The following is a 22,797-nucleotide window of genomic DNA, read 5'->3' as shown; positions in this document are numbered from 1 at the left end:
CCCATTATTTCAATATCCCGCTTGATTGTCATCTAAAAAGCTGCAATGTTCCATATACAACTTGAGGCGCAACGATGGCATCGACAAGAACTCTTTTCTGCAAACGTGCTTTTCTGGCTGATGGCTGGGCAAACAATGTCACGCTTTCCATCGATCACGATGGAACAATAAGCGACATTCAGGCTGAAACCACGCAAACCAATGCCGAAGAGCAGGTAAAAGGCCCGGTTGCGCCGGCAATTGCCAACTTGCATTCACACGCTTTTCAGCGTGCCATGGCTGGTCTCGCCGAGGTTTCCAGTTCATCCGAGGATAGTTTCTGGACTTGGCGTGACGCTATGTATCGCCTTGTGGGCCAGCTTTCTCCGGAAGATATGCAAGCAGTTGCCGCAAAGTTGTATAGTGAACTTCTCAAGGGTGGTTTCGGCCACATCGTAGAATTTCATTACCTGCACCATCAGGCAGATGGCACAGCTTACGACGATCCGGCGGAAATGTCGCTGCGCATTTTTAATGCTGCAAAGCAATCCGGCATTGGCCTCACGCATCTCCCGGTCTTCTACGCCCATGCCGGTTTTGGGGGCACAGCCCCCGGCGATGGTCAGCGCCCCTTCATTCACTCAGTCGATCATTTTGTGACGCTTCTCGAGCGTCTGGAGAAAGAGCGAGCGGGCACGGCAATTAACCTGGGGCTGGCAATTCACTCCCTGCGCGCTGCCACACCGGAGGAAATGCACACCATTCTCGGCGCCGAACAAACCGGTGGCCCGATCCATATCCATGTTGCCGAACAGCAGAAGGAAGTGGACGACTGCCTGGCGTGGAGCGGTCGCAGACCGGTGCAATGGCTGCTCGATGAAATGCCTGTCGATGAACGCTGGTGTGCGATTCACGCCACCCATATGACAGCGGAAGAGACATCGCGTCTTGCACGCAGCGGCGCGGTTGCCGGTCTTTGCCCGGAAACCGAAGCCAATTTGGGCGACGGCATATTCCCGGCCACCGATTTTCTTGGCGCCAATGGCCGTTTTGGTATTGGAACGGACAGCCATGTCGCCACCAGCGTCAGCGAAGAACTGCGCCTGCTCGAATATGGCCAGAGGCTGCGAGACCAGAGACGCAACAGAATAACAGCTGGCAGCGGCAGCTCTGTGGGTGAGACTTTGTTCAAGGGCGCCTTGGCAGGCGGCGCACAGGCAGCGGGCCAACGAAAGCATGGGCTCAGCATCGGCGCGTCTGCCGATCTGGTGGTTTTGAGTGAGGCTGAGGCCTTTATCGCCACCGCGCCATCGACAAAAATTCTGGACCGCTGGCTTTTTGCCCTTGGGTCAAAAGCCGTTCGGGACGTCATGGTTGCCGGACAATGGGTTGTTCAGGATGGTCGGCACATCCGTCAGGAGGAGATCGACCGCGCATTTCATGCTGCTCTCAAGCGGCAACAGTAGACTGCATTTTTAACGTCACTGACATTCATCAAAAAAGGGGAACATAATGTTGAATGACAAATTGAAATATACAATTGCAGCCGCGGCCATGATCCTTGGCGGTTCTGTCGGTTCGGCACAGGCATCCTATTGCGGCGACGGCAAAACGGTTACCTTTGCGGGCATTGACTGGGAAAGCGGCTCGTTCATTACCGAGGTGATGAAAACCATTCTCGAAAAGGGTTATGACTGCAAGGTCGACTCCATTCCCGGCAACTCCGTGACGCTCGAACAAGCAACGGCAAACAACGATGTGCAGATTTTCGCCGAAGAGTGGATTGGCCGTTCCGACGTCTGGAATGCAGCCTCTGCAGCTGGCAAGGTCAAGTCGATAGGCAAGACATTTGTCGGCGCATCCGAAGGCTGGTTCGTGCCGGAATATCTCGTCAAGGGCGATGCAAGCCGTGGCATCGAAGCCAAGGCGCCTGATCTGAAAAGCGTCGACCAGCTTTCCAATCCCGAAATCGTTGCGCTGTTCAAGGACCCGGAAGAACCATCCAAGGGCCGTTTCCTGAACTGCCCATCGGGCTGGACATGTGAAGGCGTCAACACCGCAAAGCTTGAAGCATACAAGCTTGGTGAAACCTATGTGAACTTCCGCCCAGGCACAGGTACGGCACTCGATGCAGGTATTAGCTCCGCTTACCTTCAGGGCGAACCAGTCCTGTTTTACTACTGGAACCCGACGGCAATCATGGGCAAGTTCAAGCTCGTTCAGCTGGAAGAGCCAACCTACAATGCAGATTGCTGGAAAGAACTGACCAGCGCCAGCGGCAAGCGTGAAGCCGGTTGTGCGTTCCCGGCTGTTGAAGTCGCTTACGGTATCAACAGCACATTTGCGGAAGAAGCGCCTGAAATCGTCAGCATCCTTGAAAAGGCGACCTTCCCGCTGGAAGAAGTCAATGCAAGCCTTGCCTACATGGTCGACGAAAAGGCTGACGCTCCGGCTGCAGCGGCACGTTTCCTGAAGACCAAGGGCGACGTATGGGGCGGTTGGGTTTCAGCTGAAGCCAAGGCAAAGATCGAAGCTTCCCTCAACTAAACAGATCGGGAATGTGCGGGGTCGGCGAACGAATAGCGTTTGCCTCCACCTCGCGCATTCCCTGCCCCTGTGCTTTTTTCAGTCTCCCATACCGAGGGCTTAAGCGATGTTTCCTGATGCCTTACACATTTCCATTCGCGGGCCGATAAACGAGTTCGTACAAAACCTTGTTGTGAATTACGGCTTTGTTTTCAAAGCAATTTCACAAACCATCCTGCAAGCCATTCTGTTCTTCGAGTGGATTTTGCGCGGTCTACCATGGTGGGCAGTCCTGATTGCCTTCATGGCGCTCGCCTGGTTTGCAAGCCGCAAGGTTTCTCTCGTCGCCATGGTCGGAATATTGCTGATGGTGGTCGGTGCTCTCGGCCTCTGGGATCTGACGATGCAGACCCTGGCACTGATGCTAATTTCAACGGTCATTTCGGTTGCCATCGGCGTGCCCTTGGGCATCTGGCTGGCCAAAAGCAGCATCATGCGGCGCATCACCCTGCCTGTGCTCGACGTCATGCAGACCATGCCCAGTTTCGTTTATCTTATACCGGCCATCATGCTGTTTGGTCTCGGCAAGGTACCCGCCGTTCTCGCCACCATCATTTACGCGGTTCCACCATTGATCCGCCTCACCGACCTCGGCATTCGCCAGGTTGACAGTGAAGTGGTCGAGGCTGCAACAGCCTTTGGCGGCAGCCCACGACAAATCCTGTTCGGTGTGGAACTTCCACTGGCAACCCCCACCATCATGGCCGGTCTGAACCAGACAATCATGATGGCGCTTTCCATGGTTGTCGTCGCCTCGATGATTGGTGCACGTGGCCTCGGCGAACAGGTTCTCAACGGCATCCAGACCCTGGACGTCGGCAAGGGTCTCGAAGCTGGCATAGGTATCGTCATTCTTGCCATCGTGCTCGACCGGATCACCCAGAGCCTTGGTCAATCCAGACAAAAGGACGGCCACAATGACTGACATCGAAATCAAAAACGTTTTCAAGATTTTTGGCGCCAACTCCAAGGCTGCATTGGCTCTGGCGCGTGAAGGCGTTGAAAAATCCGAAATCCTTTCGCGGACCGGATGCAGTGTTGGCCTGAACGACATCAGCCTCAAGATCGGCGGCGGACGGATTTTTGTGATCATGGGGCTTTCCGGCTCAGGAAAATCAACACTTGTCCGCCATATTAACCGGCTGATCGAACCGACCAGCGGCGAGATCATTTTTGACGGCAATAATGTGCTCGATCTTTCCGCCCGTGACCTGCGTGAATTCCGCACACGCCGCGTCAGCATGGTGTTTCAGAACTTCGGCTTGATGCCGCATCGCACCGTTTTGCAGAACGTGACCTACGGCCAGCGCGTGCGGGGCCTCAGCAAGGCAGACGCCAATCCGATCGGCATGAAATGGATCGAGATGGTTGGCCTCTCAGGTTACGAGAACAAGTTCCCGCATCAGCTGTCTGGCGGCATGAAACAACGTGTCGGATTGGCGCGAGCCCTTGCCGCAGACACCGACGTGATCCTGATGGACGAGGCATTTTCTGCGCTCGACCCGCTGATCCGCAGCGATATGCAGGATCAGTTGCTACAGCTGGAAAAGAACCTCTCCAAGACCATCATCTTCATTACCCATGATCTGGATGAGGCGCTGCGCATTGGCGCCGAAATCGCCATTCTCAAGGATGGAAAGCTGGTTCAGGTCGGAATGCCGCATGAAATTCTCAACAATCCGGCAAATGACTATGTTGCACGGTTCGTTCAACGACGTGCGGGAGTAACACCCCATGCCTGAGACCATCATCCTCGACGGCCCGCTGACCTGGCGCAACATCGGTGCGATTGCCAATGGAGCCGAACTGCAGTTGTCGCAAGCGGCATGGCAGCGGATTTCTGATGCACGCGGCATTGTCGATGCATTGGTGGAGCGCGGTATTCGTGGATACGGCATCAACACCGGTGTTGGTGCATTGTGTGATGTCATCATAGACAGGGACAAACAGCAGGCATTGTCACGCAATATCCTGCTCAGCCATTCCTGTGGTGTTGGCCCAGCACTAGGCCAAGAGCCGACACGTGCCATCATGGCGGCACAGATTGCCAATTTTGCGCACGGCTTTTCCGGCATTCATCCAGACACCGTCAAAGCTCTGCTGACACTTTTGAATGCCAACATATTGCCGGTGATTCCGTCGGGCGGTTCTGTCGGATACCTCACCCATGCAGCCGCGATCGGAACGGTGCTGATTGGTGAAGGAACGGCTGTTTTTGAAGGAAACCTCATCACCGGAGCGCAGGCCCTGCAACAGGCGGGTCTTGCGCCCCTGACACTTCAGGCAAAAGAAGGCCTGAGCCTCGTTAACGGCACACCTTGCGCAACCGGTCTGGCCAGCCTTGCCTTGTCGCGGCTGGAAGGTCTGCTCGACTGGGCGGATGTCAGTGCCGCCATGACCTATGAAAATCTTGGCAGTCAGTCCGATCCGTTTGCAGCAGAACCGCTTGCCCTGCGCAAGTCGCAAGGACTTCAGCAGGTCGGCAAAACACTGCGTCACTGGCTGGCTGGAAGTGAACTGTTGGCGCAGTCGGCTGGCAGCCGTACGCAAGACCCTTTGAGCCTGCGCGCCGTACCGCAAATCCACGGAGCCGTCAGAGACGCTTTCCTGAAGGCTGGCGATGTCGTCAATCAGGAACTGGAAAGCGTCACCGACAATCCAGTCGTGACCGGCACCGCCAACAACCCGCTGGTCCATTCACAGGCCCATGCTGTGGGTGCTGCACTTGGTCTGGCGATGGACAGTCTGGCAACCGCCGCGGCCGAACTGGCCGCGGTCTCCGAGCGGCGGATCGACCGCCTTGTTAATCCGCTTGTCAGCGGGTTGCCTGCCTTTCTGGCGGCTGAAGGCGGCGTGTTCTCCGGCTACATGATCATTCAATATACTGCCGCAGCGCTGATTGCGGAAAATCGTCGTCTTGCAGCGCCAGCAAGTCTTGATGGTGGGATTACCTCTGCACTGCAGGAAGATATCCTCACCCATGCCACACCCGCGGCAGACAAAGCACTGTCGATTGTTTCAAACCTGCAAACCGTGCTGGCGATCGAACTGCTGGCCGCAGCACAAGCCTATGATGTGCAGCCACAGCCTGCTGCCAAGGCTGCGAAGACCGGCCAGGTTTACGAGCTGATCCGTACGCATATCGCGGCCTACCATGATGACCGCCCTCTGAATACCGATGTTGCAACCCTGTCTGCGCTGATTGGCAGCACATCGGTCATTGAGCCGGAGAGACGTCCATGAAAACGCTTTTGACAAATGCCCGTCTGATGACGTTGCAATCCGACCGTTCCGATCTCGGTATCATTGAAAACGGTGCGATCCTGATTGAGAACGGTGTTATCCTTCAGGTAGCACCCAGTGAAAAGATCAGCGCTCCGGCCGGAACACACACCATCGATTGTGAAGGTCGCTGGATTTCGCCTGGCCTCATCGATTGCCATACCCATCTGGTTCATGCCGGCAATCGCGCCCGCGAATTCGAGATGCGCCTGAACGGTGCAACCTATGAAGAAATAGCCCGCGCTGGTGGCGGCATCGTGTCATCTGTATCACAGGTGAGGTCTGCAAGCGAAGACGATCTGATTGCCCAGAGCCTGCCACGTCTGGACACACTGCTGGCCGAAGGCGTCACCACGGTCGAGATCAAGTCCGGCTATGGCCTGACGGTCGAAGATGAACTGAAGATGTTGCGGGTTGCCCGCAACATGGCAAAAGCCCGCGATGTCTCGGTCAACACGACCTTCCTCGGCGCCCATGCCACGCCGGCAGAATACAAGGGCAGAAACATCGACTTCATTCAGGATGTTGTCCTGCCAGCTCTGCAGAAAGCCCATGCTGAAGGGCTGGTGGATGCTGTTGACGGCTTTTGTGAAGGCATCGCATTTTCGCCTGAGGACATGCGTATCGTTTTCAACAGCGCATTGGAACTTGGCCTGCCGGTAAAGCTGCACGCAGACCAGCTTTCCGATCTGTCAGGTGCGGCACTTGCCGCCGAATTCGGTGCGCTTTCAGCCGACCACCTCGAATATACAAGCGATGCAGGCGCGGCTGCCATGGCAAAGGCCGGAACCGTTGCCGTTCTATTGCCGGGCGCGTTTTATTTCATCCGGGAAACCCGCAAGCCGCCGGTTGATCTGTTCCGCAAACACGGCACCAAGATCGCTCTGGCAACCGACAACAATCCCGGCACCTCTCCGCTGACCTCGTTGCTGTTGACCATGAACATGGCGGCCACATTGTTTGGCATGACAGTGGATGAGTGTATTGCCGGCATTACCCGCGAAGCTGCATGCGCACTTGGTCGCCTTGCCGAGATCGGCACCATCGAGGCCGGCAAACGCGCAGATCTTGCTATCTGGAACATCAACGAACCCGCAGAACTGGTTTACCGGATAGGGTTCAATCCGCTGCATGCCCGCATATTCGCCGGCGATGTCAGCGCTCTCTCGCCTTCATTTATGGGAGGTCATTCATGACCATTACACTTCATCCCGGCTCAGTGCCGCTTGCCGATCTTGCCAGAATTTACTGGCAGAATGAAAATGTTGTCCTCGACCGCAGCTTTGATGCAGCCATCGAAAAAGCGGCAAACCGGATCGCCGAAATCGCAGCTGGCAATGCACCAGTGTACGGCATCAACACCGGCTTCGGAAAATTGGCCTCGATCAAGATCGACGCCGCCGATGTCGCGACCCTGCAGCGCAATCTGATCCTGTCGCATTGCTGCGGCGTGGGCGCCCCACTGCCGGAAAACGTTGTTCGCCTTATCATGGCGCTGAAACTGATTTCGCTCGGCCGTGGTGCATCCGGTGTAAGGCTGGACCTGATCCGCCTTATCGAAGGCATGTTGGAGAAAGGCGTTATTCCGTTCATTCCCGAGAAGGGTTCGGTCGGGGCGTCCGGCGATCTGGCACCTCTTGCGCATATGGCAGCCGTAATGATGGGCGAAGGCGAAGCTTTCTATGAAGGCAATGCACTTCCCGCTGCTCAGGCTTTGTCAAAGGCAGGTCTGGCACCTGTCGTACTCGCCGCGAAAGAAGGCCTGGCACTGATCAATGGCACACAGACCTCCACAGCGCTCGCGCTGGCTGGCCTGTTCCGTGCTCACCGCGCCGCACAAGTCGCGCTTGTCACTGGTGCATTGTCGACGGACGCGGCAATGGGATCGTCCGCGCCTTTCCACCCCGATATTCACACCTTGCGCGGCCACAAGGGCCAAATCGATGCCGGTGCAGCCCTGCGTCAACTGCTCGAAGGCTCAGAAATCCGCGTCAGCCACATCGAAGGCGACGAACGCGTACAGGACCCCTATTGCATTCGTTGCCAGCCGCAGGTCGATGGTGCGTGCCTTGACCTGTTGCGACAGGTTGCCCGCACACTGGAAATCGAAGCCAATGCGGTAACCGACAATCCGCTGGTTCTCTCTGACAACTCGGTGGTGTCCGGCGGCAACTTCCACGCAGAACCCGTTGCCTTCGCAGCCGATCAGACGGCCCTTGCGATCTGCGAAATCGGTGCCATTGCCCAGCGCCGCATCGCGTTGCTGGTGGACCCGGCCCTTTCCTATGGCCTGCCCGCCTTCCTGTCCAAAAAGCCCGGATTAAACTCCGGTCTGATGATTGCGGAAGTTACCTCGGCAGCACTGATGAGCGAAAACAAACAGATGTCGCATCCGGCATCGGTGGATTCCACACCGACCTCTGCCAATCAGGAAGACCATGTTTCCATGGCATGCCATGGTGCACGCCGTCTTCTGCCCATGACCGAAAATCTCTTCGCCATTCTCGGCATTGAAGCGCTTTCAGCAGTGCAGGGCGTCGAGCTTCGCGGTCCGCTGAAAACCAGCCCGGAACTGCAAAAGGCAATCGCCGTGCTTCGCGCCATCATCCCTTCCCTGGAGGATGATCGTTACATGGCGCCGGATCTCAAACACGCCTCTGACCTCGTCGCATCCGGTGCACTGGTCGCCGCAATTTCCGACGGCATTCTGCCGAAGCTGGAGGCGTAAACATGCCGGTTTTCGAGCTTCGCCAGGGCACCTCACCGATCATTCTCGGTCTGCCACACACCGGCACCGAGGTTCCGGCAGAAATCCATGACCGTCTGAATGACAACGGCAAGATCCTGGCTGATACCGATTGGCATATTCATGCCCTCTACGCCGACCTGCTGGAGGATGCGACGTCAGTGCGCGCCACCTTCCATCGTTATGTCATCGATGCAAACCGTGATCCCTCCGGCACCAGCCTTTACCCCGGCCAGAATACCACCGGGCTTGTTCCGGACACAGATTTTGACGGCCAGCCGATCTGGAAGGATGGATGTGAACCAACGCAAGCCGATATTGCCCACCGGTTGCAGACATTCCACGCACCCTATCATGCTGCGCTTGCTGCAGAAATCGAGCGGGTAAAATCCATTCACGGCATCGCCATTCTCTATGACTGCCACTCCATCCGCTCGCAGATTCCGTTTCTATTCGAGGGTAAGCTGCCGGACTTCAACATCGGCACTGACCTCGGCAAAACTTGTGATCCAGCCATTGAGAGAATTGCGGTTGAGGTGACCGGAGCCGCAGAAGGTTACACCAGCATCCTGAATGGTCGTTTCAAGGGCGGTTGGACAACCCGTCATTTCGGCCAGCCACAGACCGGAGTACACGCCATTCAAATGGAACTGGCGCAATCCACCCACCTCATCACGGAAGCACCGCCCTTTGCCTATGACGACAACAAGGCCGGACAGCTTCGCACACATCTCAAAACCATTCTGACGCGCATGGAGCAATTTGCGCTCGCCAGCAAACGATAAGGGGATAAAGCATGACAAACCCACGCCATAACGAACGCGAAATCCGCGCCCCGCAGGGTACTGAGCTGAACGCCAAAAGCTGGATGACAGAAGCACCTCTGCGCATGCTGATGAACAACTTGGATCCCGATGTTGCAGAGCGTCCGCATGAGCTGGTCGTCTACGGCGGCATTGGCCGTGCAGCCCGCACCTGGGAAGATTTCGACCGTATCGTCGCCACTTTAAAAGACCTCAACGAAGACGAAACCTTGATGGTACAGTCTGGCAAGCCGGTGGGTGTTTTCCGCACCCACAAGGATGCGCCACGTGTCTTGATTGCCAATTCCAACCTCGTTCCGCATTGGGCAACCTGGGAACATTTCAACGAACTCGACCGCAAGGGTCTGGCCATGTACGGCCAGATGACTGCCGGTTCGTGGATTTACATCGGCACGCAGGGTATTGTTCAGGGAACCTACGAAACCTTTGTTGAAGCGGGTCGCCAGCACTTTAACGGCAACCTGACCGGCAAATGGATCCTGACCGGCGGTCTTGGCGGCATGGGTGGTGCTCAGCCTCTCGCAGCCGTTATGGCAGGCGCATGCTGCCTTGCCGTCGAATGCGATGAGACCCGTATCGATTTCCGCCTGCGTACCCGTTATGTCGACGCAAAAGCGCATACGCTGGACGAAGCACTGGCCCTGATCGACCAGTGGACCAAGGCGGGTGAAGCAAAGTCCGTCGGTCTGGTTGGCAATGCCGCTGATATCTTCCCGGAACTCGTGAAGCGCGGCATTCGCCCTGATATCGTCACGGACCAGACCTCGGCACATGACCCGATTCATGGCTATCTGCCATCCGGTTGGACCGTCGCCGAATGGCGCGAAAAGCAGGAAAGCGACCCGAAGGCTGTGGAAGCTGCCGCCCGTGCTTCGATGAAGGTTCAGGTTCAGGCCATGGTGGATTTCTGGAACATGGGCGTTCCGACACTCGACTACGGTAACAATATTCGCCAGATGGCCAAGGAGGAAGGTCTCGAAAACGCCTTTGCTTTCCCGGGCTTCGTTCCGGCCTATATTCGTCCGCTGTTTTGCCGTGGCATTGGCCCCTTCCGCTGGGCAGCGCTTTCAGGTGATCCGGAAGACATTTACAAGACGGATGCCAAGGTCAAGGAACTGCTGCCAGACAACAAACATCTCCACAACTGGCTGGACATGGCACGCGAACGCATTGCCTTCCAGGGACTGCCAGCACGTATTTGCTGGGTGGGTCTGGGTGATCGTCATCGCCTCGCTCTCGCCTTCAATGAAATGGTCAAGAACGGTGAGTTGAAAGCGCCTGTTGTCATTGGCCGTGACCATCTCGACAGCGGCTCGGTCGCGTCTCCAAACCGCGAAACCGAAGCGATGAAGGATGGTTCGGACGCCGTTTCCGACTGGCCACTGCTCAATGCCCTTCTCAACACGGCCTCCGGAGCGACTTGGGTTTCCTTGCACCACGGCGGTGGCGTTGGCATGGGCTTTTCGCAGCACTCAGGCGTTGTGATCTGCGCTGATGGTTCCGATGATGCCGCCAAACGCCTTGAACGCGTGCTGTGGAACGACCCGGCAACCGGCGTCATGCGCCATGCCGATGCCGGTTACGGCATCGCGCTGGATTGCGCCAAGGAAAAGGGTCTCCGTCTGCCCGGTATCCTTGGAAACTGAGGCAGCACAATGAGACTTTTGCGGGCCAGTGAACACAAGGCCATGCCGTGGAAAAATGGTCTCGGCGTCACCCATGAGGTGGCGCTGGAACCGTCGACTGTGGATGGCGCGCAATTCCTATGGCGGGTCAGTCTCGCCACGATCACGGGTTCAGGCCCCTTCTCGGTATTTCCCGGTATCGACCGGTCCATCGTCGCGCTGAAAGGCAACACGGTGAGACTGGTCATTGACGGCCATGAAGGTGCCGAACTGGAAGCGCTCGGCACACCTTTCCCCTTTCCGGGAGAGGCGGTAGTTGAGGCCATCAATGAAGGTGGTGAAACAACCGACCTCAATATCATGACGCTACGCAATCATACGACACATGTGATGGAACGTGTGGATTTGGCGGACGTCAAAACGGTCACGGGCAAGCACGATGTCTCAATCATCGTTTTTACAGAGCCCTCCCAGTTCACTGTCGAAGACCGAGCATTGCAAGCCGACGCGCTTGATGCTCTCGTCGATATAAGTTTCGATGACACCGTACATTTTAGTGCCGACAACACCGCAGTCGCCTACATCATCGGCATCGACGTTAACCAACCTCGCTCCACCTGAGTTTTAGCAGCCTGTAGTGTTCCCGATCAAATCAGACCCAGTTGTGGTGGCCATCGAAGCATTTACGCCAACCATGCCCAGCTTCCGGCGCGGACGCGACGTCGCTCCGTGATTAGTAGCCGTCCCGTGAATGGTCGCGGGCGGCGGCAAAGAGCGGCTTTGGCGGATTTCCAAGGCTCGTCAAGCTGACATCCGTTGGTTGGTGAGCATCGACGCAGTGGCATGGGCGGATTGGACAAATTATAAACCGCTCTTGGCCGGTCGCCTCCAGCCAAGGTCAATGAACGTTACGTCCAGGACGGTTTGGCCGTGCTTCCTCAGAGATGAACCGCAGATATCAACGGCGACGAGATCGTTTCGATTCAACCTCACGAACACATCATGAATTGAGCTCTTCTCAATGCTCAGCATTGCGTTGTCGCTTACGCCCGTGAGGGCATTGTCCTTTACGAGTTCGATGACCGACCGCTGGCCGAACCAAAGCCGCTCAGCCCTGCCGATGCGCTTAGGGTGGCGGAAGGGCATTTTAACGAGGGAATTGCTGCAGCAGGCTCGTTTCTCGACACGTCGAGATATCTGGCACAAAAAAAGCGGCTAAAACACGCAATTTTCGAACTCCAGCAAGCAGTCGAATCTGCCTACTCCTGTTACCTCCTGACGCTGACCAATTACTCCCCGCCCTCGCACAATCTGAAGTTCCTGCGCGGGCTTTCCGAGGATCGTGACCGGCGGCTGGCCGACATCTGGCCGCGTGACCACCAGCGCTTTACCGCATGATACAACATTCTAAACGAAGCCTAAGTCAAAGCGCGCTATTCGAAACAGTTCGAGATCAGCGAAGAGGCGCTTGCGTGGGTTCAGGAACGGACGGCTGAACTTCATACCCTGATCGAAACGCTCTCCGGGGAGCATGTCGAACAACTTCGACAGACGTTTGAAAGCGCTAAGTGAGGTCGGGCTACGCTGTTGCGGCTTTGGAGTGTAGCATAGTTCGACGAAAGCAGGTGCTTGTGGGATCAGATCGACAATATGAAAGAGCTTTGTTTGTCGGTTCCTGCGCCTGCTCGTTCAAGGGAAAACACTGAATTATCAACGCAAGCTTATGCTGGATTCTTGGAACTACACGGCCTTTACATCTTGGCGGAACTTATATTAATCCAGTGCGTTCACGCGCTGTTGGATAGGGCACAACTTCAGGAAAACGCATGACTGCAACGAACCCGGATTGCGGACGTCTCTTCCGCGACCTCGACTGGTCCTCGACACCCCTTGGCCCTATGGACGGGTGGGGCGTCGAACTGAAGACCCTGACAAATGTCATGCTAGGTTCGCTCCAGCCAATGCTAATGGTTTGGGGTCCATCTCAGATAACACTCTATAACGACGGCTACGCGGCCATGTGTGGCAACCGCCATCCACATGCGTTCGGCAAGCCATTCCATGATTTGTGGCACGATATATGGGATCAGGTGGAACCAATTATCACCGCCGCGTACAATGGGCATGGCACTGCCATGGACGATATTCAATTTACGATGCATCGCAACGGCTATCCTGAAGAAACTCACTTTGCCTTCAGCTACACGCCTGTGCGAGATCCGTGGGGAACAGTATTAGGTATGTTCTGTGCCTGCAGCGAAATCACAGCGCAGGTCGCAATGGCGCGAAAGGAACGTACGCAGCGTGAACGTTTCATGCAGGTATTTGAGCTAAATCCTGGCGGTATCGCCATGCTTGTCGGCCCTGATCACACATTCGATTACGCCAACGAGCAATACTACGCGATGATCGGCGTTGGACGCGAAATCATTGGCAAGACGGTGGCAGAGGCGGTCAGCGAGGTTGTCCGGCAGGGGTTTATCAAAATACTCGACAATGTTTACTCGACCGGAGAGCCCTTTATTGCAAAAAACCTCTCCGTTGAACTCAATCGCGGTCCTGAGGGAGAGATGCAAACCCGTCTGATCGACTTGGTCTACCAACCGATGCGGAGCGAAGATGGCTCGGTAACCGGAATTCTGGTGCAGGCTCAAGACGTGACACAGCTCCGCGCTGAGGAGGAGCGTCAGACCCTTCTTTCACATGAGCTGGGTCATCGACTGAAAAACCAGCTTGCGATGGTTCAGGCAATCGCGTCCCAGACGCTGAGGACCGCACCTGATATCGCCACAGCGAGAAAGAGGCTGTCGGACCGGATTTCAGTATTGAGCGACGCTCACGACACTATCCTCGAAGGCGGACGTGGTTCCTCCACTGTCAGGCAGTTGGTTGGTCAGATGACTGCCCTGCACGACGACCTCGCCAACCCTCGCTTCGCAGCATCTGGCCCAGACCTTCGGATTGGCTCGCGGCCATCGCTTTCGCTGTCACTGATATTACACGAACTGGCCACCAATGCCGTGAAATACGGCGCCCTGTCTGTGGCCAGCGGACGGATCGATCTCAGATGGCGTGTCGGAGGTGTTCAGCGGAATCGCTTTGAACTGGAATGGATTGAGAGCGGAGGACCGGCCGTTGTGGCGCCAGCGACGAATGGTTCCGGCATGCGTCTCATCTCAGCCGGGCTGAATGGTACTGCCGACAGCCATGTCAAGGTTGAATATCATCATGAAGGCATTCGTTGCTTTATCACAGCCGACCTTGAAACATTTCAGAAAGAGCATTGAATGAAGTCAAAGCCTTTACTTGTCGTAGAAGACGACGGATTGATAAGAATGGACATCGTCGACATGCTGGTTGACGCTGGCTATCAAGTACTTGAAGCCGCCAACGCTGATCAGGCCCTTGACGTTTTGGAACGGGAGCCGACTATTTGTGCACTTCTGACCGATATTGATATGCCGGGCACGATCAACGGTATAAGCTTGGCCCATCGTGTGAAAGAGGAACGACCGAATTGCAAGATCGTCGTTATCTCCGGCCGTTACAGCCCATCGCAGGGAACTCTACCTGATGAGGCGATCTATCTTTCAAAACCGATCTCTGGAGGCGATCTGGAGACCACACTTTTTCAGTTGGATATCAAGCCTTGAAAATCGCCGGATTGCGGCGTCCTTATCCTGAATGTGCTTGTGAATTCGACAGTCTCGGAATGCTGATCGAATGCAGCGCGGGTCACCGTAGTAACCCGGGCAGATCCTAGATATCTCGTCTTAAGCTGACCAGCGCCATCGGGAGCGCTAGGTACTGGCGACAATTGACCAGGCAATCCCTTCAGAAAAGAAAATCATAGCGTCGGGTCGGAATTCTCCGCAGATCCACGTGCGCTTTCGAGCGTGTAAGTATGGGGACATATATCGCCTCCGCAGCAATTCAGGCGAGCAGCTTTTCGACCGGCATCTCAACGGTTAGGGACAGTCCATCTGGTCTCCAGACGCGGTTGATAGAGCCTGCGAGGCCCGAAAGCGCTGCTTTTTCGAGTTTGGTGCCGAACCCCTGGCGCTGAGGAGTAATATCGACCCGGTGCTCGACATGCTCTTCCCAGCTTAACGTCAAAGTCTCATCGTCAATAGACACACTGATCACCAAACTGCCGGAGGTATTGGACAGGGCGCCATATTTGGCGGCGTTAGTCGTAAGTTCGTGAAGCAAAAGGGCCAGCGACGTCAGAGCACCGCCTTTGAGTGGCGCGTCCGTCCCGAGAATGTCGACCGACGGACCGAGGGAGTGCTCATGTGGTGCAACGATTGCCTTCAGCAACGCGGATACGGTAGTCGTTGCGCTCGCAGGATCCGCCGAACCACTCAAATCGGGGAGTGTCAGATCGTGGGCGCGCGCCAATGCCCCCATGCGCGATTTGAGATCAGTTTCCAGTTCCTCCACCGATGTCGCTGGACGTGCACTGATCGAGATCAGTCCAGCTGCGAGGCTGAAAAGGTTTTTGATGCGATGATTTATTTCATGCAGCAACAGATCCTTATGCCGCGCGGCCTCTTTCAGTGCATCCGCCTGGCAAGCCAACGCGTCACGCTGTTCGGCCAGTTGCTGCCTTTGGCGGTAGAGCTCAAAGAAAACGCCAACCTTGCTACGGATGACATCCGGCTCGATCGGTTTTTCAATGAAATCGACCGCACCTGCCTCGTACCCTGTGAAGCGTCTGCCAGCGCCGGTCCCGGCAGTGACAAAAATGATTGGTATGCGCCTGGTTCGTTCATTGCCTCGCATAAGTTCAGCAAGCTCGAAACCATTCAGACCCGGCATCTGTACGTCAACGAGAGCCAGCGCCACATCATGTTCCAGAAGAATTTCAAGAGCCTCATCCCCCGATCTCGCTTTGAGGATCAGGCGATCTTCGCTTTGAAGAAGCGCTTCAAGCGACAAAAGATTTTCTTCAAGGTCATCAACCAGCAAGAAAGGAACCAGTGCCATATTCAGAGTTCCTCCAGATATTTTAAGATGCCGGCAATCGACAGCACCTTTGCTGTCCCACAGGCCTTGATCGCTTCCTGAGGCATTGTAGATGCGAAAGCTGTTTGTGGATCTTGTACGAGAACTGTGCCGCCGACGTCGATGATGGCGCGTGCGCCAGCGGCGCCATCATGATTGGCACCGGTCAGTACAATCGCAACCAATCTCGCTCCGAAAGCATCCGCAGAACTTTCAAAAAGCACATCAATTGATGGGCGAGAGAACGATACAGGCTCATCATTTGACAGTGCGAGAGTTTTATCAGCTTCTGCAAGGAGGTGATAATCTGGCACCGCGAAATAGATCGTGGAAGGAACCAGCGGTTCCTTGTCCTCCGCCTCTTTCACACGCAACGCGCATTTCGACGCCATGAGGCTTGCCATGATACTACGTTTGTCAGGTGGCACATGGACCACGACGATGACCGGAACAGGCAGATCGCCGGGCAGATGAGGCAGCAACATTGAAAGCGCTTCCACCGCACCCGCAGATGTACCGATCACGATGGCATCGATGCGATCAGAGATCATTCTCCCACCTTCTGATAGATTTTCTCGTTGCGATCAAAGTCTGAAAAAGCACTGCCGTAATCGGAAAACCGCAGCGACTCTTTCGAGCCAAGGCCAAGAAATCCCTTGCGGGCGAGTGAATCGTTAAATAGACCCAAGGCACGGTTTTGGAGCTTTTTGTCGAAATAGATCATGACGTTTCGACAGGAGATCAGATGCATTTCACCAAAGACCGCATCGGTCACCAGACTATGGTCGGAGAACACGACGTTGCGGCGAAGGGACTTGTCAAAAGAAGCATTGCCGTAGGCTGCCTGATAGTAGTTCGACAGGCTTGTTTTGCCGCCGGAAAGGCGATGGTTCTCAGTGAATAAACGAATTCGGTCGACAGGATAAATGCCGGATTCCGCAGCACTGAGTGCGTCCTGATTGATGTCCGTGGCGTAAAAAATTGTCCGCTCCTCAAGCCCCTCTTCCCGAAACAGGATGACAAGAGAATAAAGCTCTTCACCTTCACTACATCCAGCCACCCAGACCTTCAGAGTCGGGTAGGTTCTCAGGTGCGGAACAACGTGTTCCCGTATCGCCTTGAAGTAGGTCGGATCACGGAACATCTCACTGACCTGTACCGTGAGGTAGCGCAACAGTCGCGGCAACATATCAGGATGATAAAGCAAACTCTCCTGCAATGACGAGAACGTCGAAAATCCGAGCTGCTCGCGCGCCTGTTTGAGGCGGCGTTTGATCGATGCCATTGCGTAGTTGCGAAAGTCATAGTGGTATTTGAGATACAACGCCTCCAGCAGAAGACGGATCTCGATATCCTCGACCTTGTCCTGCGCTGGTGTGTCAATCATTTCGGCATCCAGACGCGCACCAGCGATAACAGTCTGTCTACATCCAGCGGCTTGGCCATATAATCATTGGCACCGGCTTCAATACAGCGTTGCTGATCGTCAGGCATCGCTTTTGCTGTCAATGTAATGATGGGTAGCTTCTTCCAGCTAGGATTTTCGCGAATGTGACGCGTTGCGGTTAGTCCGTCCATAATCGGCATCATGACATCCATCAACACCAGATCTATGGGTGCACCGTCACCGTTGGATATTTTCGCAAGTACCTCCAGAGCTTCGCTGCCATTGCGTGCGATATCAACAATTGCTCCGCGCGGCTCAAGTATATTTGTGAGTGCGTAGACATTGCGTATATCGTCTTCGACAATGAGGATCCGTCGCCCCTCCAGGACGGCATCTCTGTTGCGAGCCTTACGGATCATTTTCTGTTGCTCATCCGGCAACTCTGAAATCACCTGATGAAGAAACAGGCTAACCTCATCGAGCAGCCGTTCAGGCGATTTGGCGCCTTTGATGATGATTGATTTTGAGTAACGCCGCAGGTTCTGCTCGTCGTCAGTCGACAATTCCCGGCCCGTGTAGACGATGACAGGAGGGAAAGCGTAGCTATCCTCTCTGCTCAATGTTTCAAGGAGAGTGTATCCCGACGCATCCGGCAGGGACAGGTCAAGGACCATGCAATCGAACGTGCCTTGGCTTAGAAGATCAAGACATTCAGCCACAGTGCTTGCCGTCACTGTTTGGACATTCAAAGTTTTCAGCAACTCGGCAACTGCGTCGCGCTGCACCGCATCGTCCTCAACGATAAGAACGCGGTGGACACTTTGCGACAGGCGGGTCTCAAATTTTTGCAAAACTCCTACGAGCTGGTCACGACTGACAGGTTTTATGAGGTAGCCAATCGCTCCAAGTGCATATGCTGTTTCGGTATGATCGCTACCCGAGACGACGTGGACAGGAATGTGTCGGGTTTGGACATCGTTCTTGAGTTGATCAAGTACCGCCAGGCCCGACTGGTCTGGCAAACCAACGTCGAGAACAACTGCACTCGGCATAAATTCCTTGGCTAGTTGCAACGCCTCCTCGGCCGAGCCAGCTACGATAGACTGGAAGCCCAGCTCACGAGACAGATCCCTCAAGATCCCCGCGAAGGTCTCGTCGTCTTCGATAACGAGGAGAATGCGCTTGTCGTCCGTCAGCCGCTCGCGATCGTCTTCAACTTTGCGATGGGGGGGTGGTGCCGCTGCGGGCGCTTGCATACTCTGCGTTGCCGGACTGCCCTGCTCAACTTTCTCCCGTGGCAGAACGATATTGGGGTCGTAGTGCTCAGGTAATGAAAATGTGAATTTGCTACCCTGCCCCAACTGACTTTCAAGCTGAATTACCCCGCCAAGAAGCCGTACAAGCTGACGTGAAATCGACAGGCCGAGGCCGGTTCCGCCAAATTTACGACTGATCGTGCCATCAGCCTGTTGAAAAGCGTCAAAGACGGTTTGCTGGTTTTCCGGGGCTATTCCGATGCCAGTGTCGGAGACAGAAAATGCGATACCACCGTCAACATTTTCGGAAACATCGAGTTTGACCTGCCCCTTCTCGGTAAACTTGATCGCGTTCGAGAGGAGGTTTTTGAGGACCTGTTCCAGCCTCTGCAGGTCGGTCTCGATAGTCTGGGGGAGATCGGGAGCCACATTGATAAGGAAACCGAGCTTTTTCTCGCCCGCCAGCGGCTGGAAAAGTTGACGCAGGTTGTTTGTCAGTCGCTCGATAGTGACAGTCTCAGGTCTAATCTCGACATGGCCAGCCTCAATTTTCGATAAATCAAGGATGTCATTGATAAGATTAAGCAGGTCCTTGCCCGAAGACTGGATCGTTTTCGCATATTTCACCTGGTCATCGGTCAGGTTGTCGTGCGGGTTATCAGCAAGCAGCTTTGCAAGTATCAGAGAGGAGTTGAGCGGGGTACGCAACTCGTGAGACATGTTGGCGAGGAAGTCCGACTTGTAACGGCTCGCTTGTTCCAGTTCCCGTGCTTTCAAGCTTACTGCGGCGTTTGCCTGTTCGAGATCATCGCGTTGACCCTCCAGCTGCTGCGCCTGTTCTTCGAGCTGTGAGTTTGTCTGTTCCAGTTCCACCTGCTGCTGCTCAAGCCGTGCCTGTGACTCCTTAAGGGCGCGGCTTTGCTCTTCCAGCTCTTCGTTGGAAACACGCAATTCCTCGCTTTGGGTTTGTAGTTCCTCTGACTGACGCTGGGTTTCCTCAAGCAGATCTTGGAGCTCGCTACGGTAGATGGCTGCACGCACCGCTGTCGCCATGGCTTCCGCGGCCCGCGCCAGCAATTTGGTGACGTCATCAGAGACGTCCTGAAGGAAGCCAAGTTCCACGACTGTCGTTACGGTACCGTCGACTTCACCGGGGAGTATGATAAGGTGTCTTGGTTTTCCGGTGCCCAATCCGGAGCCAAATTCTAGGTAGCCATCAGGCACGTCATCGACCACAATCTTGCGGCGTTCGGATACAGCCTGGCCAAGCAGGCCCTCGCCAGTCTCAAACGTCTCCGGAACGTTCGCGCCCGTCGGCACGCCGTAGCGCGCTGCTCGCTCAAATCTGCCGTTTTTTCCGATATAAACGACGCCGGCGACAGCGCTGGTGTAGTGAGCCATGAAGTCCAGGATGCTCGTTCCGAGACGATCAACTGGCTGATCCCCCATCATGGCCGACGCAAGCTGGACCTCCCCTATTTGAAGCCATTCGTCACGCCGTCGTGCCAATGTACTGCGACGAACGAGAAATGCGATCGAAACAGTCAATAGCAGCCCCAGAGCGGCGGACATAACAGTGCTGACGAATGCCGTTCTCTGGGCGGAGTTCATCTCGTTCAATCGTTGCAGACGCACATCGGATTCACCGCCGGCCATCGCTGATATCTGCGCTCGAATTGCATCCATTTCCGTCTTGCCCCTGTCAGAGTTGACAGCAGCAAGCGCAGCTTCCAGGCCAGCGCTACGACGGACTGCGATGGTGTCTGCAAGTTCGGCGAGCTTTCCATCGACGCGCTGGCGCAAAGTGGCGAGGCGTCGATCCTGACCTGGATTGATTCCGGTCAGAAATCCGACCCGGTCCAGTTGCGCTGGAATAGTCTCAACAGCAAGGTTGTATGGCGCGAGGTATGATTCATTGTTTGTCAGCAAAAATCCCCGCTGACCGGTTTCTGCGTCCTGCACCTTCGAGAGCAATTCATCCAGTGCGACGATTGCGACATGGGTCTGGACAACGCGTTCGTTTCCTTCGCGCAAGGCTTGCAGGTTTCTGTAGGACACGATCCCGCTCACCACAAAGAATGCGAACACGCAAACAAGTCCAACAGCGACTGCAGGCTCAAATCCAAGTCTAAACTTCGTCTGCGTCGTACGGCGTCGATCCATGTGAAATCTCATCGCGTGTTAGAAAGTAGGACCACTTAAAGCCCACTCGATTTTATTCAGCTAGGCCGAATTGAGAGACTGAGAGGTGGGAGGGGGGAAATGATCAGATTTGCCAATCAATTACAATAGTATCGGATGTACGATAGCGTACAATCCAATTGCCGGCTAACGGTTGGGACATAATTGGCTTATTCGTTCGCCCGTGCTGTTCGATGGTTGGGCTGGTACCAATCCAACACCAGGATCGTAACGTGACGGTGATCGCTCCCTCCATAGGCGACGCTAACGGCCGACAAGTCAACACGGCGTTGCTTTCGAAACTCGGTTTGGAGGTTACTGGTTCAGTGCTTTCCGAAAGAGTGTTTGACCAAGTTGTCTGGGTCTCCGTTCACAAATCGAAGGGACAGAATAGCTGCGGGGTCCGGGCAACGAAGAAACCGCAGCCACTGATCAAAACCTTACACTGAGATCCGCTCTTATGCCGTTGTTTACAACTCCGTTGCCAAACTCGCCCTGATAGGAGATGACGAACGTGGCGGCCGTGCTGAGGTCCACGTCGAAGCCTGCTTCAATCAGTATTGTATCTTTGACGATCGGAACACCTACAACTTTGAAGGCATCGGAACCCGAGAAGCGCTGGGTAGATACGGGTGTAGTGTCACCAAAAGCATGACGCCACCCCAGTCTGCCATGCGCGTTGGCAGTCAAGTCGGCTAGGTCGAAAGCGGAGCTGAGGTTCACGCCCAGTGTCGTAAAGGTTGTCTCGGTAGTACCACCGCCCGCGCTCACTGCCGCAACTCCGCCGTCGTCGACTTCGACCGGTAGGCCCGTCTAGAACGATCGGTTGGCGGCAAGACTGGTCAGAAGGCACTTGAGCCTAGGTCTGCTCATTTACGCAAATAATCGGCCAGCTCACACGGTTATTTAACCGAACATCAAGCACGAACACGGCATTAAACAGTCCAATCCTCGATCCGCAAAACCAGACACACGATCGAACTCGCGCCGTTTGTTAGTCACGACGATTAGTCCGCGAGAATGTGCGTGCCCCGCGATCAGTTGGTCATACGGACCGATTGGCGTTCCGTCTCTAGCCAGTTCAGCTCGCAATTGACCAGTGTGGCTGGCCGCGACCTCATCATAATGCAACACCTCCAGCCGTGCTGCGAAACCTTCTACGACATTCAAGTTTCTCTCGGGATTCGCAGACTTTTCCGCCGCGTAGATAAACTCCGTCAAGCTAACCGAACTTATACACAGCTGCCCGGAGTGGCGATTGAACGCATCTCGCACTTTCTGCGGCCTGTACTAATGGTGTAAATACAAATGTTCGTATCGAGCATATATTTCAACATTAGAATGTATCACGTTCCTGCATGGCAGGCTGACCGCGTTCAAGCATGAAATCGGATGTGACTTCTGGTCCCTCGAACCAACTGTCCCAAGCCTCACCGGCGGGCGCTATAATTCGGGTACGTCCTACTGCTACGATGTCCACGCGCTTAACATCGTCAGGCAAAGCCAAAGCCTTTGGCATTCGAATGGCTTGGCTCCGATTGCTCTGAAAAACCGCGCCCTGTTGCATAACTCGCTCATTACGCATTTATGCCTCCGTGTCCAAAGCCTAATCACCAAGAATGTATATGTCAGTGGGATATACAAAAAGACAGCATCCTTGCTGCACCGTGGATCTGATACGACCTCGCCTTATGACCTCCTGATGAGTGGTCAATGATCACCAGCCCGCTGCCGCTTAGCGCAGAAGCGGTCGTCATCAGGTGGACGACCATTTTGAGAGTTGTCTTCCCCGCCTGAACGACGATGGGTGGTGCCCTTTAAGGGTTTGATCCGTGGCGAAGTTGGCAAGGAGATGCCAATTTTAGGGATTTACTTGTCGTTTCGGGATCGCCCACGAGCATACCCCATACCAGCCTTCTGATAC

General features: G+C 55.1%; 17 protein-coding genes and 3 pseudogenes. 13 read left to right on the top strand and 7 right to left on the bottom strand.

Annotation, left to right across the window (positions count from 1 at the left end):
* The first annotated feature begins 74 nt into the window (after positions 1-74).
* The 13 genes and pseudogenes from hutF to ACZ5FM_RS20075 all read left to right on the top strand — a co-directional run bounded on the left by hutF (position 75) and on the right by ACZ5FM_RS20075 (position 14,695).
* Positions 75-1,445: a formimidoylglutamate deiminase gene (hutF, locus tag ACZ5FM_RS20135; RefSeq protein WP_464040541.1), complete on the top strand. Its 1,371-nt coding sequence runs from the start codon at positions 75-77 to the stop codon at positions 1,443-1,445.
* 46 nt (positions 1,446-1,491) lie between these two features.
* Entirely contained in the window at positions 1,492-2,526 is a 1,035-nt protein-coding gene (locus ACZ5FM_RS20130; protein WP_464040540.1) for an ABC transporter substrate-binding protein, read from the top strand.
* Positions 2,527-2,632: 106 nt separating this feature from the next.
* A complete protein-coding gene (locus ACZ5FM_RS20125; protein ID WP_192489377.1) occupies positions 2,633-3,490 on the top strand; it encodes an ABC transporter permease in 858 nt (285 codons plus the stop codon).
* Positions 3,483-4,307 carry a quaternary amine ABC transporter ATP-binding protein gene (locus tag ACZ5FM_RS20120; RefSeq protein WP_464040539.1) on the top strand — a complete coding sequence of 275 codons (825 nt, stop codon included), beginning with the start codon at positions 3,483-3,485 and terminating at the stop codon, positions 4,305-4,307. Before ACZ5FM_RS20125 ends, ACZ5FM_RS20120 begins: the two co-directional genes overlap by 8 nt.
* Positions 4,300-5,808: an HAL/PAL/TAL family ammonia-lyase gene (locus ACZ5FM_RS20115; protein WP_464040538.1), complete on the top strand. Its 1,509-nt coding sequence runs from the start codon at positions 4,300-4,302 to the stop codon at positions 5,806-5,808. Before ACZ5FM_RS20120 ends, ACZ5FM_RS20115 begins: the two co-directional genes overlap by 8 nt.
* Positions 5,805-7,043: an imidazolonepropionase gene (gene hutI / locus ACZ5FM_RS20110; protein WP_464040537.1), complete on the top strand. Its 1,239-nt coding sequence runs from the start codon at positions 5,805-5,807 to the stop codon at positions 7,041-7,043. The genes ACZ5FM_RS20115 and hutI overlap by 4 nt, the downstream gene beginning before the upstream one ends.
* Entirely contained in the window at positions 7,040-8,575 is a 1,536-nt protein-coding gene (gene hutH, locus ACZ5FM_RS20105; RefSeq protein WP_464040536.1) for a histidine ammonia-lyase, read from the top strand. Before hutI ends, hutH begins: the two co-directional genes overlap by 4 nt.
* Positions 8,576-8,577: 2 nt before the next feature.
* Positions 8,578-9,378 (top strand): N-formylglutamate deformylase, encoded by an 801-nt coding sequence (hutG, locus tag ACZ5FM_RS20100; RefSeq protein WP_464040535.1) that lies wholly within the window; start codon positions 8,578-8,580, stop codon positions 9,376-9,378.
* Between the two features lie 11 nt (positions 9,379-9,389).
* Positions 9,390-11,063 (top strand): urocanate hydratase, encoded by a 1,674-nt coding sequence (gene hutU / locus ACZ5FM_RS20095; RefSeq protein ID WP_464040534.1) that lies wholly within the window; start codon positions 9,390-9,392, stop codon positions 11,061-11,063.
* Positions 11,064-11,072: 9 nt separating this feature from the next.
* Complete coding sequence (locus tag ACZ5FM_RS20090; protein WP_464040533.1) at positions 11,073-11,663, top strand: HutD/Ves family protein; 591 nt, start codon at positions 11,073-11,075, stop codon at positions 11,661-11,663.
* Between the two features lie 417 nt (positions 11,664-12,080).
* Positions 12,081-12,614, top strand: a pseudogene (locus ACZ5FM_RS20085) (HEPN domain-containing protein); the annotation flags it as partial.
* Positions 12,615-12,868: 254 nt separating this feature from the next.
* On the top strand, positions 12,869-14,329 hold the full coding sequence (locus tag ACZ5FM_RS20080) for a PAS domain-containing sensor histidine kinase (RefSeq protein ID WP_464040532.1): 1,461 nt from the start codon (positions 12,869-12,871) through the stop codon (positions 14,327-14,329).
* Positions 14,330-14,695, top strand: a complete 366-nt coding sequence (locus tag ACZ5FM_RS20075) for a response regulator (RefSeq protein WP_464040531.1) — start codon at positions 14,330-14,332, stop codon at positions 14,693-14,695.
* 280 nt (positions 14,696-14,975) lie between these two features.
* Here the strand turns inward: ACZ5FM_RS20075 and ACZ5FM_RS20070 are convergent, their stop codons facing one another.
* The 7 genes and pseudogenes from ACZ5FM_RS20070 to vapB form a co-directional block, all read right to left on the bottom strand.
* Positions 14,976-16,031: a response regulator gene (locus ACZ5FM_RS20070; RefSeq protein ID WP_464040530.1), complete on the bottom strand. Its 1,056-nt coding sequence runs from the start codon at positions 16,029-16,031 to the stop codon at positions 14,976-14,978.
* 2 nt (positions 16,032-16,033) lie between these two features.
* Complete coding sequence (locus tag ACZ5FM_RS20065) at positions 16,034-16,600, bottom strand: chemotaxis protein CheB (RefSeq protein WP_464040529.1); 567 nt, start codon at positions 16,598-16,600, stop codon at positions 16,034-16,036.
* The gene (locus ACZ5FM_RS20060; RefSeq protein WP_464040528.1) at positions 16,597-17,436 is read right to left on the bottom strand and encodes a CheR family methyltransferase; all 840 of its coding nucleotides are present in this window, start codon (positions 17,434-17,436) and stop codon (positions 16,597-16,599) included. Before ACZ5FM_RS20060 ends, ACZ5FM_RS20065 begins: the two co-directional genes overlap by 4 nt.
* On the bottom strand, positions 17,433-20,855 hold the full coding sequence (locus ACZ5FM_RS20055) for a response regulator (protein ID WP_464040527.1): 3,423 nt from the start codon (positions 20,853-20,855) through the stop codon (positions 17,433-17,435). The genes ACZ5FM_RS20060 and ACZ5FM_RS20055 overlap by 4 nt, the downstream gene beginning before the upstream one ends.
* A gap of 450 nt (positions 20,856-21,305) precedes the next feature.
* Positions 21,306-21,650 (bottom strand): annotated as a pseudogene (locus ACZ5FM_RS20050) (autotransporter domain-containing protein); the annotation flags it as partial.
* Positions 21,651-21,808: 158 nt separating this feature from the next.
* Positions 21,809-22,210: pseudogene (vapC, locus tag ACZ5FM_RS20045) on the bottom strand (type II toxin-antitoxin system tRNA(fMet)-specific endonuclease VapC).
* A complete protein-coding gene (gene vapB / locus ACZ5FM_RS20040; protein ID WP_312947972.1) occupies positions 22,210-22,440 on the bottom strand; it encodes a type II toxin-antitoxin system VapB family antitoxin in 231 nt (76 codons plus the stop codon). The pseudogene vapC and the gene vapB overlap by 1 nt, the downstream one beginning before the upstream one ends.
* Positions 22,441-22,797 lie beyond the last annotated feature (357 nt).

Source organism: Agrobacterium sp. 5Ca50, assembly GCF_055381905.1.
This window is presented reverse-complemented; position numbering and strand designations above follow the sequence as displayed.